A 14,634-nucleotide genomic window follows, 5' to 3' on the forward strand; every position below is an offset into this window, starting at 1 on the left:
GACTCCTAGAAGGCGGCGACGCCGGTGAGCGCCCGCCCGATCGAAAGAGCATGGATGTCGTCCGTGCCCTCGTAGGTCCGCACGGCTTCGAGGTTCGCCATGTGCCGCATCACCGGGTACTCGGCCGTGACGCCGTCTCCCCCGAGCAGTTCGCGTGCCGACCGGGCGACCGCGATCGCCGCCCGGACGTTGCCGAGCTTCGCGATGCTCACCTGCGCAGGCTGCATGCGTCCGGCCGCCTTCCGCTCGGCGAGGTGGATCGCGGTGAGCATTCCGCCCTGGTAGGCGAGCATCATCTCGGCCAAGCGCGCCTGCACGAGCTGCTTCCCGGCGAGCTCCGTGCCGAAGGACTGTCGGCGACCGGCGTACTCCACGCTCAGAGCGAGGCATTCCCTGGCGACACCCATGACTCCCCAGGCGATGCCGAAACGCGCTTCGTTCAAGCAGGTGAGCGGAGACCGGAGCCCCTGTGAGCGCTCCAGGACCGCGTCGGAGGGGACCCGCACGGCGTCGAGACTGACATCGCACTGGATCGAGGCGCGCATCGCGTGCTTGAGGAGGATCGGCGTGGCCGTGAAGCCCACGGCGTCCGTCGGGACGACGAAGCCGCGGATGCCCTCGGCGGTCTTCGCCCAGACGATCGCGATGTCCGCCACCGAGGCCAGACCGATCCAGCGCTTCACGCCGGAGATCACCCAGTCGGCGCCGTCACGCACGGCCACGGTCGTCATGGCGCCGGGATCGCTGCCGCCCTGCGGCTCGGTCAGCGCGAAGCAGCCGAGCAGGCGGCCGGCGGCCATCTCCGGCAGCAGGGTCTCGCGCTGCCTCTCGGAGCCGAACCGATCGATCGCCGTCATCGCCAGCGACCCCTGCACTGAGACGAGCGTGCGCCATCCGCTGTCGGCCGCTTCGATCGCGGCGCAGGCGAGACCATAGGCGGTCGGACTCGCGCCCGCGCACCCCGGCGCATCGAGGTGCATGCCCAGCAGGCCGGCGTCCGCGAAGGCCGGGATGATCTCCGACCGGAATCGCGCCTCCTCGAAGTCGGCGTCGATCGTCGGGCGGACGACCTCGGCCGCGACGGCCGCCGCGCGCTCGCCCCACGCCCTGTCCTCGGAACTGATCCTCCCCTCGAGATCCAGCAGCGCGTCGACGGTGTCGTATGCGGACGTGTTCATGGGTTCCTCTTCTTCGCGGGTGCGGACATCCGGTCGAGCAGTTCCTGCCCGCCCTCTCCTAGCGCGGGCGGGGCGATGGGGTAATCGACGGGAGTCTGCGAGAACGTGAGCGGGTTGCGCACGATCGGCAGGGTCCTGCCCGCGAGAGCGATCGGCTCGAGCCCGATCCGTTCGGCGAAGCGGATGCCGTCTTCGATGGTCTGGATGGGCGCGCTGGGGACTCCGACCGACGTCAGCAGGTCGAACCACTCGGCGGCGCCCCGGTCGGCGAGCGCGGCGACGATCTCGGGGCGCAGAGCATCGCGGTGTTCGTTGCGCAGAGCGGGTGCCGCGAACCTCGGGTCGAGGACGAGGTCGCTCCGGCCCACAGCGACGCACAGCCGCGCGAACTGCGCGTCGTTGCCGACGGCGATCACGAGAGGCAGGTCGGCGGTCGGGAACGGCTCGTAGGGATAGAGACTCGGATGCTGGTTGCCCATGCGTCGCGGGACGACGCCGGCTGCCGCGAAGGCCTGTGTCTGATTCACCATCGACGACAGTGCGGCAGAAAGCAGATTGGTCTCGACGAGCTGTCCGGTCCCGCTGCGCTCTCGGTGTCGGAGTGCGGCGAGGATCCCCAGGGCGGTGTGGAGTCCGGTGAGGACGTCGAACAGGGCGAATCCGCCGCGGAAGGGCTCACCGTGCTGCGCACCGGTCGTGTCCATGAAGCCGCTCAGCGCCTGGACCATCAGGTCGTATCCGGCGAGGTGCGCGCCGTCACCGGTGCCGAATCCGGTGATCGAGGCGTAGACGAGTTCGGGCCGGTCGGGGGCGAGCGATTCGTAGTCGAGTCCGAAGCGGCGCAGTCCGCCCGCCTTGAAGTTCTCCACGACCACATCGGCGCGTGCGATGACGGCCTTGGCGGTGGCCAGGTCATCGGCCTGGGCGAAGTCGAGCACGAGGGAGCGCTTGTTGCGATTGGCCGACTGGAAGTAGGTCGCCACATCCTCGTGCACCGGCGGGGCGAAGCGACGGGTGTCGTCTCCGTCCGGGCTCTCGATCTTGATGACGGTGGCGCCCATGTCGGCCAGGAGCATGGTGCAGTAGGGCCCCGCCAGAATGCGCGACAGGTCGGCGACGACGACGCCCTGGAGGGGACCTGGTCGCTCATCGGCGAGCGGGTTGGCGTTCATGCGGCATCGAGGACGAACTGGGTGATCGACTGCGCGACGCAGGCCGGGCGCTGCCCCCGTCGATCTCGACCGTGTGCGTCGCTCGCAGGCGCACCGCTCCGGGCAGATGGTCGACGGCATCGAGGACGATGCGGTCGCGCACGCGGCTCCCCGCGCGGACGGGGGCGGGGAAACGGACGCGCTCGTAGCCGTAGTTGACGCGACCGGCTGCTCCGGTCACGGTGTACACCTCGGCGGCCATGGCGGGCAGGAGAGACAGCGTGAGCAGGCCGTGGGCGACCGCCGAGCCGAACGGACCCTGCGCGGCGCGCACCGGGTCGGTGTGTATCCACTGGTCGTCGTCGGTGGCGAGCGCGAAACGGGCGATGCGCTCCTGATCGACCGTGCGCCAGGGACTCACGCCGAGCGGGGAGCCCACCGCATGGTCCAGGTCGTCGACAGCGAAGGTCGTGGGCATGCGAATCCTCATCGAAATCTGCAGGTCCGTGCACGTTTGTGCCGAATGCGGGGGTTACGGGTATTTAGTGTAAGGATTACACCGAAAGCATCGGAATGCAAGCTCTGAAGGACGACGACATGTCTCTACTCACCGCAGCCCGGTCGACGACCGACCCCCTACGCCTGTACGACCGCCTCGACGATCGTGAGCGCGAGGTCGTCGAGCGTGTCCGGCGCTTCGTGGACGACCGGGTCCTCCCCCTGATCAACCAGTACTGGGAACGTGCGGAGTTCCCCTTCGAGCTCGTTCCAGATCTCGCGGGACTCGGGGTCATCGGCACGGCCATCCGCGGTCACGGCTGCCCAGGCCTCAGCCCGCTCGCCGCCGGTCTCGTCGCTTTGGAGATGTCCCGCGGAGACGGCAGCATCAACACGTTCCTCGGCGTGCAGTCCGGACTCGCGATGGGCACGATCGACCTGCTCGGGTCGACGGAGCAGAAGGAGCGCTGGCTTCCTCCTATGGCCCGCCTCGAGAAGATCGGCGCGTTCGCCCTGACCGAACCCGACCACGGCTCGGACTCCGTCGCTCTGGAGACCAGCGCGACCAGGGTCGGCGACGAGTACGTTCTCGCCGGAGCCAAGCGATGGATCGGAAACGGTCACATCGCCGACGTCGTGGTGCTCTGGGCGCGGGACACCGCCGACGACAAGGTCAAGGCGTTCATCATCGAGAAGGGGGCCGACGGACGCCATCCCGCGGGCTATCGAACCGAGGTGATCACCGGCAAGATCGGCAAGCGCGCCATCCTGCAGCCCGACATCGTGTTGGACGACGTGCGTGTCCCCGCGGCGAACCTGCTCGCCCGTTCGACCTCGTTCCGCGACGCCAGTGCCGTGCTGGCGCGCACCAGGTCGGGCGCCTCGTGGGAGGCCACAGGGCACGCGATGGCGTCGTACGAGATCGCGGTGGAATACGCCCGCACTCGGGTCCAGTTCGGAAAGCCGCTCGGAGCGCACCAGATCGTGCAGCAACGACTCGCGAAGATGCTCGCCGAGATCACGGCGATGCAGCTCATGTGCTTCCGCCTCGCCGAGCTCCAGGAGCAGGGTTCCCTCACCGGTCCGATGGCCTCGATCGCCAAGATGTTCACGGCCGAGCGCGGTCGCTGGGTCTGCTCGGAGGCGCGCGACATCCTGGGCGGTAACGGCCTCCTGCTCGAGAACCACGTCGCGCGCCACCTCACGGACATGGAGGTCGTCTACACGTACGAGGGCACCGATACCGTGCAATCCCTGATCATCGGTCGCGAGATCACCGGGATGTCGGCGTTCCGCTGAAGTCAGCCCCCTCCCTGCCAGAGCACGACCCGCACAGAAAGCAGAATCTCGATGCGCTTCATCGGAAGAACCGCGATGATCACGGGCGCCGCCCGAGGGATCGGTCGCGCGAGCGCCCTCCGTCTCGCCTCGGAGGGGGCTCGCGTGGCGATCGTCGACCTCGACCGTCACGCGGCCGTCGATGCGGCAGCCGCGATCACCCGCACGGCACCGGTCAGGGCGGCCGGGGATTCGCGATCGGGCTCGGTGCGGACATGACCGACCCCGCGCAGGTCGAACGAGCCGTCGATGCCTTCGTCGACCAGGAAGGCCGCCTTGACGTGTTCGTCAACAACGCCGGAGCGACACGCGACGATCTGCTGTTCCGCATGGATCCGGCCGACTGGGACTTCGTGCTGAGCACGAACCTCACCTCCGCCTTCCACGGCATCCAGGCGGCCCAGCGCAGGATGACACCCGGCAAGACGGGAGCCATCGTGAACCTCTCCAGCCGCTCCGCTCTGGGCAACCGCGGCCAGGCGAACTACGCCGCGGCGAAGGCGGGGATCCAGGGCTTGACCGCGACCGCCGCGATCGAACTCGGTCCGTTCGGCATCAGGGTGAACGCGGTGGCGCCCGGATACATCGCCACGTCGATGACCGCGCAGACCGCAGAGCGGGTCGGGACCGGATGCCGCCGCACATCAGGAGCGCGCCGCCGCGCAGACGCCCCTGAGGCGCGTCGGGAGTCCGGAGGATGTCGCGGCCGTGATCGCTTTCCTCGCGAGCGACGACGCCGCGTACGTCTCCGGCCAGACCCTGTACGTGAACGGAGGCGCACGATGACCGCTGTCTATATCGTCGCGGGCGTACGAACACCCGTCGGCCGCTTCGGAGGCAGCCTCTCGGCCGTGCGACCGGACGATCTCGCGGCCCTCGCGGTCCGGGCCGTGGTCGAGCGTTCCGGTATCGACCCTGACGCCATCGACGAGGTCGTCCTCGGCGCAGCGAACCAGGCCGGAGAGGACAACCGCAACGTGGCGCGGATGGCGGTGCTGCTCGCCGCGCTGCCGGTGTCGCTTCCCGCTTTCACGGTCAATCGACTCTGCGCCTCGGGAATGACGGCGATCACCACGGCGCACGCTCTGATCTCGTCGGGCGCAGCGGAGGTGATGATCGCGGGAGGCGTCGAGTCGATGTCGCGCGCCCCGTGGGTGCAGGCGAGACCGCAGCGCGCGTTCGCCGGGCCGGGAACCCAATTCGACACGTCCATCGGCTGGCGATTCGTGAACCCTCGCTTCGCCTCGCAGGACGGGGTCACGCTCAGCATGCCGGAGACCGCCGAACTCGTCGCCGAACGATTCGGCATCGACAGGGAACGTGCCGATGCCTTCGCGCTCGAGAGCCATCGCCGCGCGCTCTCCGCGACGGCGAGCGGCCTCTTCTCGGGCGAGATCGTCCCGGTCCCGACCCCCGACGGACTCGTCAAGAGCGATGAGGGCCCCCGCGCCGACACGAGTGCGGCGGCGCTCGCCCGGCTGCGTCCCGTGGTCACCGGCGGCCACGTCGTCACCGCCGGCAACGCCAGCTCCTCAACGACGGCGCGTCCGCCCTCCTGCTCGCGAGCGAGGCCGCCGTCCGCGCCCACGGACTGACGCCGCTGGCTCGGATCGTCACGCATGCCGCATCCGGGGTCCACCCCGAGATCATGGGCATGGGTCCGGTCGAGGCGACGAGGAAGGCGCTCGACAGAGCCGGATGGAGCACCGACTCCCTCGCAGCCGTGGAGGTGAACGAGGCGTTCGCATCTCAGGCTCTCGCCTGCATCGATCAGCTCGGGCTCGATCCGTCTCTCGTGAACGAGTGGGGCGGTGCGATCGCCCTCGGGCATCCGCTCGGTTCGTCGGGTGCCCGGATCGTGGTCACGCTGCTCTCGCGCATGATGGAGGCGGATCACTTCCGCGGCGCAGCGACCCTGTGTGTCGGCGTGGGCCAGGGCACGGCGCTGCTGATCGAACGATGACCTACCGCCTCCGGTCATGATCGGCGGACCGGTTCTCGAGTCGCCGCGGCGAAAGTCGCACGGAACTCCGCGTTGAGAGCGCGCACCGTGTCGCCGTCCGGCTTCAGCGCGGTGCGATCAGCCGTCAGCAGCCCGTTCGACTCGTCCTCGACGTCCGCGAGCTGCGTGTAGACGGTCGCCGAGAGGCCTTGCTCGATCGCCGGGAGCACCTCGCGTCTGTGCAGTTCCTCGTACGCGCGCGTGAACTCCTCGCGGGAGCGGGTGCGCCGGTAACCGAATTCCCGCTGCGGGTAGCGATGCCCCGGGAGCCTCAGACTGTATCCGCCGAACTCCGACACGACGAGTGCGCGGCCGTCACGTCCCCACCACCGGGCGGGACGGATCGGCTGGAAGTACACATGCAGGCTCCGCAGATCTCCCGCGCGCTGGTCATGCCATCCGCTGGCATGATCGATCACGCGGTCAGGGTCGCCGCGACGCAGACGCTCCACCACGCGCGCCGCATCGAACTGCCCCCAGCCCTCGTTGAACGGCACCCACGTCACGACCGAGGGAGAGTTGCGGAGCAGGGCAACCATCTCGTCGAGCTCGTGCAGGAACTGCCGACGACCTGCACCATCGGCGCGGCCGAAGATCCGATGCCACCGGTCCGTGAGGCGGATGCGGGGCGAGACGACCGGGGTCGTGATGACCCAGGGCCGATAGGCCGCCCCTCCGTTCACCGCGTCCTGCCACACCAGCATCCCGAGCCGATCGCAGTGGTGGTACCAGCGCAAGGACTCGACCTTGATGTGCTTGCGGAGCATCGTGAAGCCCAGCTCCTTCATCGACACGATGTCACGCACGAGGGCGTCGTCGTCCGGTGCCGTGTACAGCGAATCCTCCCAGTACCCCTGATCGAGCACCCCGATGTGGGGGTAGGGGTCGCCGTTCAGCCGGAGTCTCGGCATGCCCTTCGGGTCGGGAGCGACATCGACGCTGCGCACTCCGACATAGCTCGCGACCCGGTCGGAGCCCAGGACCACATCGATGTCGTAGAGGAAGGGGTCCTCGGGCGTCCACAGCCGCGGCTGATCGATCGGGATTCTCACCGTCGAACCCGATGTCGCGTCGACAGCGGCGATGATCCGACTCCCCGCGCGCACGGTGACCGACGACGGTGCGGCTGAGCCGTCGGAGGATTCGACGGAGACCTCGACGATGGCCGTCGACATCCCGGTCCGCACATCGGGCGTCCGCAACCGGAGGCCGACCACGTGCACCTGCGGCACCTGCTCCATCCAGACCGTCTGCCAGATGCCCGACTGGGCGGTGTACCAGATGCCGCCACGACGCAGCCGCTGCTTCCCGGTCGCGTGATGCGAGGTCTCGCTCAGGTCGCGCACCTCGACGACGATCTCGTGCGCGGTTCCCTCACGCAACACTTGGGTGACATCGATCGCGAACGGCAGGTAGCCCCCGACATGAGCGGCGACCTCGACACCGTCGACGAGCACGCGGCACGACTGGTCGACAGCACCGAAATGGAGTATCGTACGATGCCCGTCGTGTGCCGTGTGCGTGAAGCGGCGACGGTACCAGAGGGCCTCGTGGGGTTGCAGCTGGCGTCCGACCCCGGACCGGACGGTCTCCGGGGAGAACGGCACGAGGATGCGCTGATCCCACTCGTCGGGTGCCACCCCGGCCGGGGTGAAGGCGCAGTCCCACCATCCGTTGAGCACGGTATGACCGTCGCGCCGCAGCTGGGGACGCGGATACTCGCTCAACGGAACGGCTTCCGTCATCGGGATCGCCTCTCGAGTCGGGCGCGCCAGGTCGCCAGCAGCGGGAGCACGAGGAGCACGGCGGCGGCCGCGACGAACATCGTGGGACCGGGTACCGGGCGCGCGACGCCGAGGTCGACGTAGGTGCTCCCCGCGCTGACGATCGCCCAGGCTCCGATGAACGGCCCGACGACCATCGGGATCATGGTGCCCATCACCATCCGGAGCCCCTGGACCATTCCCGCCTGTCCGTCCGGGGTCTCGTCACGCGCCGTCGCCGAGACGGACGCGGTCGCCAGCATCATGCCACCCAGTGCCAGAGCAGCAGCGATGATCACGGACACCGTGTCCTTCGCGAAGAACATCAGGACGAGCCCGCCCGCGAAGAGCATCGTCGCCGGCAGCAGCAGCCGGCTCTTCCCGATCCGGTCCATCAGGATGCCGCCGAGCACGCTGATCGCCGCTGCCGCGACGAGCGAGACACCGAGGATGAGTGCGTACGACTCGACCTGCAGCCCGTACTGGAGGTAGATGATCACGTAGGGCAGGAACACCTGGGCCGCTGTTCCGATGACCGCCAGCATCCCGAGCGACAGGTACAGCGGGGCGTTCGCCCGGACGGTCGAAGGACGGAATCCGAGGAGGAGCCGGGTGCTCAGCGAGGCAGTGCCTGCTGCGCCGCCCAGCTGCCCCGCATCGCGCATCAGCGCCCAGGCGATCATCCCGGAGATCGCCGTCACGACGCCCACGATCCCGAAGAACGCCCGCCACTCCCCCGCACGGCTGAACCCGTCGAGCGCGCCGAAGACGAGGAGCATCGCGATCAGGGGAAGTGCCGCGAGCACCGCGTCGGCACGGCCACGCGTCTGCGGAGTGGTCACGTCGGTCACCCACGCGCCGAAAGCGGCGTTGTTCGCCCCGGATCCGATCATGCTCATGAGGCAGTCGAGCGCCACGATCCCGATGACGGCGGCGAACACGTACGGAGCCGCGACGACGCCCTCCTCCGGGGAGAGCAACCCGAAAGCCGCCGTGCAGGCGCCCCACACCACGTATCCGACGGCGACGAAGGCCCGCCGCTTGCCCATCCTGTCCGACCACGCACCGACGATGAGGGTGGCGACGGTGGCGGCGATCGCACTCAGAGAGACCATGAGGGCGATGATCGTCGGATCCTGAGTGATCCGCTCGTACACGAACACGTTGAGGTACATGTTCTCGACGGTCCACGCGATCTGACCTACCAGCCCGATGACCAGGAGGGCAGCCCACACACGCCCTCCGAGGCGTCGATCCACACCACCCGTCGGCGGGGGGCCCGAGGGGGCCGGAGATGACTTCATCGTCGTTCCTCTTCGCAGGATCAGCGGGTATTGCCACGTGGCAATACCCGCCAACGATAGCCGGTTCGGCATGAGCCACGCGAGTTGCTACTGTCGGCGTCAGAGGAGATGCCGTGGTCACCCAGATGGACGTCGCCCGCCGTGCGGGCGTGGCGAGACGAACCGTGTCGAACGTCGTCACCGGATTCCCGTACGTGAGCGACGACGTGCGCGCACGGGTCCAGCGAGCGATCGAGGAACTCGGCTACGTCCCCAACCACGCGGCCCGTCAGTTGCGCACTGGCCGCAGCGACGTGGTCGCGCTCATCATCCCGGAAGTGGGCGTCGGGTACTTCGGCGAGCTGTGCAACCTGATCGTCGAAGAAGCCGCGGCCCACGGGATGGGTACCGTCGTCGCCCAGACCCACGGCTCGCGATCGCGCGAGTTGGCCGAGATCGAGCGCGTCATCGCCCTCCAGCCGGACGGGATGATCGCCAGCCCCCTCGAGCTCACGCCCGCCGACATCGAGACCATCAGCGCACGTATCAGCCTGGCATTGATCGGAGAGCACTTCGCCGGCACCGAGACCGCCTCGATCGCGATCGACAACGTCGCCGCGACCACCGCGGTGGTGGAGCACCTGATCCGTTCAGGACGCGAGAGGATCGCGTACGTCGGGGTCGCGGGCCCCGCGCCTCGGTTCAACGAGCTGCGCCGGACGGGCTACCTCTCCGCCTTGAGCGCGGCCGAGCTGCCCGCTGTGGCCGAGGCCGACGCAGAGGATTTCACGACCCGAGACGGCTACGACGCCGGCATGGGGCTCGTCCGTCGGATCGCGGCAGGGGAAGACATCGACGCCGTGTTCTGCGTCACCGACGAAGTCGCCATCGGTGTGCTCAGGGCGCTGCACGACGGCGGCCTCAGAGTTCCCGCCGACATCGCCGTCGCCGGGTTCGACGACATCACAGAAGGACGCTACTCCACGCCCCGGCTGACGACCGTGTCGCCCGACAAGCATGAGATCGCCCGACGAGCCGTCGCGTCGGTGCGCGGTGAGGTGCCGCGGGTGGACGCCGTCGCTTTCACGATCGAGGAGCGCGAGAGCTCACAGGTCGACTGAGCGATGACCACCGGGGAACATAGAAGCGCCGCACCCTCCGGGGAGGATGCGGCGCTTCGTGCGTGCAGCGGGAGTTACTCCGCCGCAGCGATCTTCTTGGCGTCGTCGGTGTTCAGCACGCGGAACAGGATCGCGGCGATCACCGCACCCACGACGGGAGCGACGATGTAGAGCCACAGCGAGCTCCAGGCGAAGTGGCCGCTGACCGAGAGGCCCAGCGCCACGGCCGGGTTGAACCCGCCGCCCGAGATCGAGCCGACCGTCGCCGCGCCGACGAACACGGTCGCACCGATCGCGAGACCGTAGAAGGAGTTGCCGGCGGTGTCCTTCGACGTCGCGGTGTTGAGCACGACCCACACGAGGATCAGCGTGAACAGCGCCTCGACGAGGAAGGCCGGACCGACCTCGATGACCATGGCCTCCTCGCCGACCGGCCAGACCGTCATGCTGACGAGTGCAGCCACCGCGCCACCGACGAACTGTGCGATGAGGTACGCGATGAAGTCGGCGACGCTGAGACCGCCGCGCAGGAACACGCCGACCGATACGGCCGGGTTGAGGTGAGCACCCGAGATGTGCCCCGTGGAGAACACGAGCACCATCAGGGTGAAGCCGATCGCGAGCGGCGTCAGCGGGCTGTCGCTGTTCACCGCCGCGATGATGGCGAGGACGAAGAGGAAGGTGGCGATCGCCTCTGCGAGCGCTTTGCGTGCCGTACCAGTCATGAGAGCCCTTTTCTCTGGGATTCCGTAGTGAGGAGGTCACCCGTTCGCCCCGCGAACCCCGGTCGACACACCCCCCGTTGCGGCACTGAGGATATCGCTGGGCTCGCATCCGCGAGAGGATGCCGCGCGGGAACGCTGTGAATCCGCTGAACCCGGGCGATCGCCGGCAGGAGCAGGGCCGCGCCGGTGGATGTCAACCCCGTGGCGGGGCGTCTGGCGCACTCGTAGCGTGCAAGGATGACGACCGAGATCGCGCCCAGAGCCGAGACACCGACCCGGTTGCGCAGGGCCATCACCGGCCCCCTCCTCTTCGCCTTCATCCTCGGCGACGTGCTCGGCGCCGGGATCTACGCGCTCATGGGCGTGCTCTCGGCGAAGGTCGGCGGGATGCTGTGGGCCCCGCTGCTGCTGGCGCTGCTGCTCGCACTGCTCACGGCGGGTTCCTACGCAGAGCTCGTGACGAAGTATCCGCGCGCCGGGGGTGCCGCCGTCTTCGCGGAGCGGGCCTTCCGCAGCCCTCTCGTGTCGTTCCTGGTGGGATTCAGCATGCTCGCCGCCGGCGTCACGAGCGCCGCGGGTCTCGCGATCGCGTTCTCGGGCGACTACCTGAGCACCTTCGTCGATCTGCCCACCATCCCGGTCGCGATCGTGTTCCTCGCGGTCGTCGCGCTTCTGAACGCCCGCGGCATCCGCGAATCGATGGGCGCGAACCTGGTGATGACGGCGATCGAGCTCAGCGGGCTCGTGATCGTCGTCGCCGTGGTCGCGATCTTCGTCGGCGGGGGCGGTGGCGACGTGTCGCGTGTGACGCAGGCGCCGGAAGGGACGAGCGTCGCCGTCGCGGTCCTCTCTGGCGCGGTCATCGCGTACTACTCCTTCGTCGGCTTCGAGACGTCGGCGAACATGATCGAAGAGGTCAAGGACCCGCGGCGCACCTATCCCCGCGCCCTCTTCGGAGCCCTCTTCACGGCGGGAGCCGTCTACGTGCTGGTCGGCCTGGCGAGTTCGATCGCCCTGCCACCCGCAGAGCTCCAGGAGTCGAGCGGACCCCTGCTCGCCGTGGTCGAGGCCACGGGCGTCAGCATCCCGTCCTGGCTCTTCAGCCTGATCGCCCTCATCGCCGTCGCGAACGGCGCCCTGCTCACGATGATCATGGTCAGCAGGCTCACCTACGGCATGGCCGAGCAGGGCCTGCTGCCGTCCGCGCTCGGGCGGGTGCTGCCGAAGCGCAAGACGCCGTGGGTGGCGATCCTCACCACGACCCTCGTCGCGATGGGACTCACCCTCGTCGGTGATCTGGCGACACTCGCCGAGACGGTCGTGCTGCTGCTCTTGGTCGTCTTCCTCAGCGTGAACGTATCGGTCCTGGTCCTGCGACGCGACCGTGTCGAACAGGATCACTTCCGGGTGTGGACGTTCGTCCCCGTGCTCGGCGTCGCATCCTGCATCCTGCTGCTCACGCAGCAGCGTCCGATCGTCTGGCTCTTCGGCGCGATCCTGCTCGCAGTGGGTGGTGTGCTCTACGTGGTCGCCCGCTGGAGCAGGAAGCACGCCGAGAAGCGCAACAACCGGCCCGGCGGCGTCGCCGTCGACAACCAGGAGGGAACCTCATGAACACCACGCCTGCACACACACCCGACGACGAGGTCACGAGTGCGGAGAACCGCCACGACCAGCTGACCACGGCCCCGGACGCCACCGAAGCCGACGCGGCCCCCGCATCGAGGTCAGCGAGCACGACGGCAACACGCGCATCGACATCGCCCCGGAGGCGGCGGTGCGGCCGGGTCCCGGGCCGGGAATGCCCGAGGCCGACCCCGAGGACGCCGATTCCGAGGACTGAGCCACCCGCGTCGCGCCGCAGCCCTCACACGGCTGCGGCGCCGACCCGTGTGCGCGTGCGGACGATCGTGGCGAATCCGCGGGCGGAGAGGATGCTCTCGGTGCGACGCATGATGTCGCCGCCCGAGACGGCCTCGAGAGCGCCGTCCGCCGGGATGGCCGAGGTCGTGGTGGCATCCGTGACGAACTCCACCTCGTAGCCGAGATCGGCCGCGACGCGTGCGGTCGTCTCACAGCACTGCTCCGTGCGGATGCCGCAGATCACGACGCGGCGGACACCCGCGCGCTGAAGCCGCTCGTGCAGATCGGTCGAGGCGAAGGCGTTGATCGTGGTCTTGGTGATCGCCGCTTCGGACTCATGGGGACCGAGCTCGGAGATCACCCGCACGAACCCCTGCGCGGGGTCGAAGACTCCACCGCTGCCCGGCTCGGAGTGCGTGATCCACACGACCGGGTCGCCCACCCCACGGGCGTGCGCCACGAGGAGTGCGATGTTGTCGAGCACCGCGGGGTTCGCCGTCTCCGCCCAGTCGTCGGCTCGTCGGCGGAAGGACTCCTGTGCATCGATCACGAGCAGAGCGGTGTCGGTCGATGAGGTCATACGCTCATCGTCGCGTCTGTGTGCCCGCGCGGGCAAGACGCTCCTCTGCCAGGAAGCAGCGGCTTCCCGCCGTCGTACGCGCTAGAGCCACCCCTTGCCCTTGAAGGCGGCGTACAGGCCGAAACCCAGCGCGACCATCAGGCCGATCGCCATGGGGTAGCCGAGCACCCAGTGCAGCTCGGGCATGTGATCGAAGTTCATCCCGTAGATCGTGCCGACCAGCGTCGGGGCGAACAGGATCGCCGCCCATCCCGAGATCTTCTTGACCTCGTCGTTCTGGCGGATGCTGAGCTCCGTCATCCGCCGCATCTCCTCGTTCTGCCGCCGCGCGACGATCGTCGACTCGACCGTGAGGGCGTTGTCGAGCACGGTGCGGAACGTGGTGGCGCGGTCGCTCACGCGCAGGGTGTGGTCCAGCACATCACGCAGGTACCGCTGCAGTTCCTCGCCGACGCGGTACTTGTCCGAGCCGCGCAGCAGTGCCTCCAGCATCGCCGCCAGCGGTTGGGTGGCCCGTTGGAAGTCGATGACCTCCCTGCCCAGGTCGTAGATGCGCTGCGTCGCATCGGTGTCCTCTTCGAACAGCTGGCTCTCGATCTCGTCGATGTCGTTCTCGAGACCGGCGAGCACGGGGGCGTACTCGTCGACGACCTCGTCGAGGATGGCGTAGAGCACGGCTTCGGGTCCGTGCGAGAGCAGCGCCGGATCGTTCTCGAGGCGTCGGCGCACCCGTGCGAGGTCGGGAGACTCCGCATGGCGGATGGTCACCACGAAATCGGGTCCGACGAGCACATGCACCTCACCGAACTCCACCTCCTCGAGGTCGTCGAGGTAGCGGGCCGGACGCAGCACCATGAACAGCACATCGCCGTAGCGCTCGAGTTTGGCGCGCTGATGTCCGGCCAGCGCATCCTCGACGACCAGGGCGTGGATCCCGAACTCGTCCGCGACCTCGCGGATCTCGTCTTCGCTCGGCCGGTAGAGGCCGATCCAGCTCATCCCGCCACGTTCCCGCATGCGCTCGAACGTCTCACTGAGGCTCTGCGGATTCTCCGTGCGCACGCCGTCGACGTAGATCGCGTTGTCGATGATGGCCATCGTCGCCCTCCCGCTTCGACCGCCGATCAGGGCG

At 68.6% G+C, this 14,634-nt stretch carries 13 protein-coding genes and 2 pseudogenes; 7 read left to right on the forward strand and 8 right to left on the reverse strand.

The genetic code is table 11. The features are described 5' to 3' along the window. Window positions 1–5 precede the first annotated feature (5 nt). Genes K1X59_RS19440 through K1X59_RS19450 form a run of 3 tightly spaced genes read right to left on the reverse strand, consistent with a single transcriptional unit; the run spans window position 6 to window position 2,807 of the window. On the reverse strand, window positions 6–1,178 hold the full coding sequence (locus K1X59_RS19440) for an acyl-CoA dehydrogenase family protein (protein ID WP_183151254.1): 1,173 nt from the start codon (window positions 1,176–1,178) through the stop codon (window positions 6–8). Continuing rightward, entirely contained in the window at window positions 1,175–2,350 is a 1,176-nt protein-coding gene (locus tag K1X59_RS19445; protein ID WP_220173751.1) for a CaiB/BaiF CoA-transferase family protein, read from the reverse strand. The genes K1X59_RS19440 and K1X59_RS19445 overlap by 4 nt, the downstream gene beginning before the upstream one ends. Further along, the gene (locus K1X59_RS19450; protein WP_258566952.1) at window positions 2,325–2,807 is read right to left on the reverse strand and encodes a MaoC family dehydratase; all 483 of its coding nucleotides are present in this window, start codon (window positions 2,805–2,807) and stop codon (window positions 2,325–2,327) included. The genes K1X59_RS19445 and K1X59_RS19450 overlap by 26 nt, the downstream gene beginning before the upstream one ends. Before the next feature lie 119 nt (window positions 2,808–2,926). Here K1X59_RS19450 and K1X59_RS19455 point away from each other — a divergent pair, with 119 nt between their 5' ends. The 5 genes and pseudogenes from K1X59_RS19455 to K1X59_RS19465 all read left to right on the forward strand — a co-directional run bounded on the left by K1X59_RS19455 (window position 2,927) and on the right by K1X59_RS19465 (window position 6,128). Beyond that, the gene (locus K1X59_RS19455) at window positions 2,927–4,126 is read left to right on the forward strand and encodes an acyl-CoA dehydrogenase family protein (protein ID WP_183151256.1); all 1,200 of its coding nucleotides are present in this window, start codon (window positions 2,927–2,929) and stop codon (window positions 4,124–4,126) included. 51 nt (window positions 4,127–4,177) lie between these two features. Beyond that, window positions 4,178–4,384 carry an SDR family NAD(P)-dependent oxidoreductase gene (locus tag K1X59_RS22115; protein ID WP_258566953.1) on the forward strand — a complete coding sequence of 69 codons (207 nt, stop codon included), beginning with the start codon at window positions 4,178–4,180 and terminating at the stop codon, window positions 4,382–4,384. Then, a pseudogene (locus tag K1X59_RS22120) lies at window positions 4,381–4,722 on the forward strand (SDR family NAD(P)-dependent oxidoreductase); the annotation flags it as partial. The gene K1X59_RS22115 and the pseudogene K1X59_RS22120, both read left to right, overlap by 4 nt. A gap of 115 nt (window positions 4,723–4,837) precedes the next feature. Next, complete coding sequence (locus tag K1X59_RS22125) at window positions 4,838–4,951, forward strand: SDR family oxidoreductase (RefSeq protein WP_258567239.1); 114 nt, start codon at window positions 4,838–4,840, stop codon at window positions 4,949–4,951. Next, window positions 4,948–6,128 (forward strand): annotated as a pseudogene (locus tag K1X59_RS19465) (thiolase family protein). The gene K1X59_RS22125 and the pseudogene K1X59_RS19465 overlap by 4 nt, the downstream one beginning before the upstream one ends. Before the next feature lie 14 nt (window positions 6,129–6,142). Here K1X59_RS19465 and K1X59_RS19470 read toward each other — a convergent pair. Further along, on the reverse strand, window positions 6,143–7,912 hold the full coding sequence (locus tag K1X59_RS19470; RefSeq protein ID WP_183151257.1) for a glycoside hydrolase family 2 protein: 1,770 nt from the start codon (window positions 7,910–7,912) through the stop codon (window positions 6,143–6,145). Then, window positions 7,909–9,234: an MFS transporter gene (locus tag K1X59_RS19475; protein ID WP_220173752.1), complete on the reverse strand. Its 1,326-nt coding sequence runs from the start codon at window positions 9,232–9,234 to the stop codon at window positions 7,909–7,911. Before K1X59_RS19475 ends, K1X59_RS19470 begins: the two co-directional genes overlap by 4 nt. Window positions 9,235–9,347: 113 nt before the next feature. Here K1X59_RS19475 and K1X59_RS19480 point away from each other — a divergent pair, with 113 nt between their 5' ends. Further along, window positions 9,348–10,334: a LacI family DNA-binding transcriptional regulator gene (locus K1X59_RS19480; protein WP_220173753.1), complete on the forward strand. Its 987-nt coding sequence runs from the start codon at window positions 9,348–9,350 to the stop codon at window positions 10,332–10,334. Between the two features lie 74 nt (window positions 10,335–10,408). Here the strand turns inward: K1X59_RS19480 and K1X59_RS19485 are convergent, their stop codons facing one another. Further along, window positions 10,409–11,059: an MIP/aquaporin family protein gene (locus K1X59_RS19485; protein ID WP_183151259.1), complete on the reverse strand. Its 651-nt coding sequence runs from the start codon at window positions 11,057–11,059 to the stop codon at window positions 10,409–10,411. Between the two features lie 237 nt (window positions 11,060–11,296). Here K1X59_RS19485 and K1X59_RS19490 point away from each other — a divergent pair, with 237 nt between their 5' ends. Further along, window positions 11,297–12,673 (forward strand): APC family permease, encoded by a 1,377-nt coding sequence (locus tag K1X59_RS19490; protein WP_220173754.1) that lies wholly within the window; start codon window positions 11,297–11,299, stop codon window positions 12,671–12,673. A gap of 253 nt (window positions 12,674–12,926) precedes the next feature. On the opposite strand, the gene K1X59_RS19495 is transcribed toward K1X59_RS19490, so the two are convergent. Together K1X59_RS19495 and corA are read right to left on the reverse strand one after the other, a co-directional pair. Then, window positions 12,927–13,502, reverse strand: a complete 576-nt coding sequence (locus K1X59_RS19495; protein ID WP_183151260.1) for an isochorismatase family protein — start codon at window positions 13,500–13,502, stop codon at window positions 12,927–12,929. An 81-nt stretch (window positions 13,503–13,583) separates the two neighbouring features. Then, window positions 13,584–14,600: a magnesium/cobalt transporter CorA gene (gene corA / locus K1X59_RS19500; RefSeq protein ID WP_183151261.1), complete on the reverse strand. Its 1,017-nt coding sequence runs from the start codon at window positions 14,598–14,600 to the stop codon at window positions 13,584–13,586. Window positions 14,601–14,634: the final 34 nt, after the last annotated feature.

It is taken from the genome of Microbacterium sp. Se5.02b (assembly GCF_019464375.1).
GTDB lineage: Bacteria > Actinomycetota > Actinomycetes > Actinomycetales > Microbacteriaceae > Microbacterium.

Coding starts and splice junctions, on each gene's coding strand:
- K1X59_RS19470 (WP_183151257.1), bottom strand. CDS start 7,912: ATGACGGAAGCCGTTCCGTTGAGCGAGTATCCGCGTCCCCAGCTGCGG.
- corA (WP_183151261.1), bottom strand. CDS start 14,600: ATGGCCATCATCGACAACGCGATCTACGTCGACGGCGTGCGCACGGAG.
- K1X59_RS19485 (WP_183151259.1), bottom strand. CDS start 11,059: ATGACTGGTACGGCACGCAAAGCGCTCGCAGAGGCGATCGCCACCTTC.
- K1X59_RS22115 (WP_258566953.1), top strand. CDS start 4,178: ATGCGCTTCATCGGAAGAACCGCGATGATCACGGGCGCCGCCCGAGGG.
- K1X59_RS19490 (WP_220173754.1), top strand. CDS start 11,297: ATGACGACCGAGATCGCGCCCAGAGCCGAGACACCGACCCGGTTGCGC.
- K1X59_RS19450 (WP_258566952.1), bottom strand. CDS start 2,807: ATGCCCACGACCTTCGCTGTCGACGACCTGGACCATGCGGTGGGCTCC.
- K1X59_RS19455 (WP_183151256.1), top strand. CDS start 2,927: ATGTCTCTACTCACCGCAGCCCGGTCGACGACCGACCCCCTACGCCTG.
- K1X59_RS19475 (WP_220173752.1), bottom strand. CDS start 9,234: ATGAAGTCATCTCCGGCCCCCTCGGGCCCCCCGCCGACGGGTGGTGTG.
- K1X59_RS19440 (WP_183151254.1), bottom strand. CDS start 1,178: ATGAACACGTCCGCATACGACACCGTCGACGCGCTGCTGGATCTCGAG.
- K1X59_RS19495 (WP_183151260.1), bottom strand. CDS start 13,502: ATGACCTCATCGACCGACACCGCTCTGCTCGTGATCGATGCACAGGAG.
- K1X59_RS19445 (WP_220173751.1), bottom strand. CDS start 2,350: ATGAACGCCAACCCGCTCGCCGATGAGCGACCAGGTCCCCTCCAGGGC.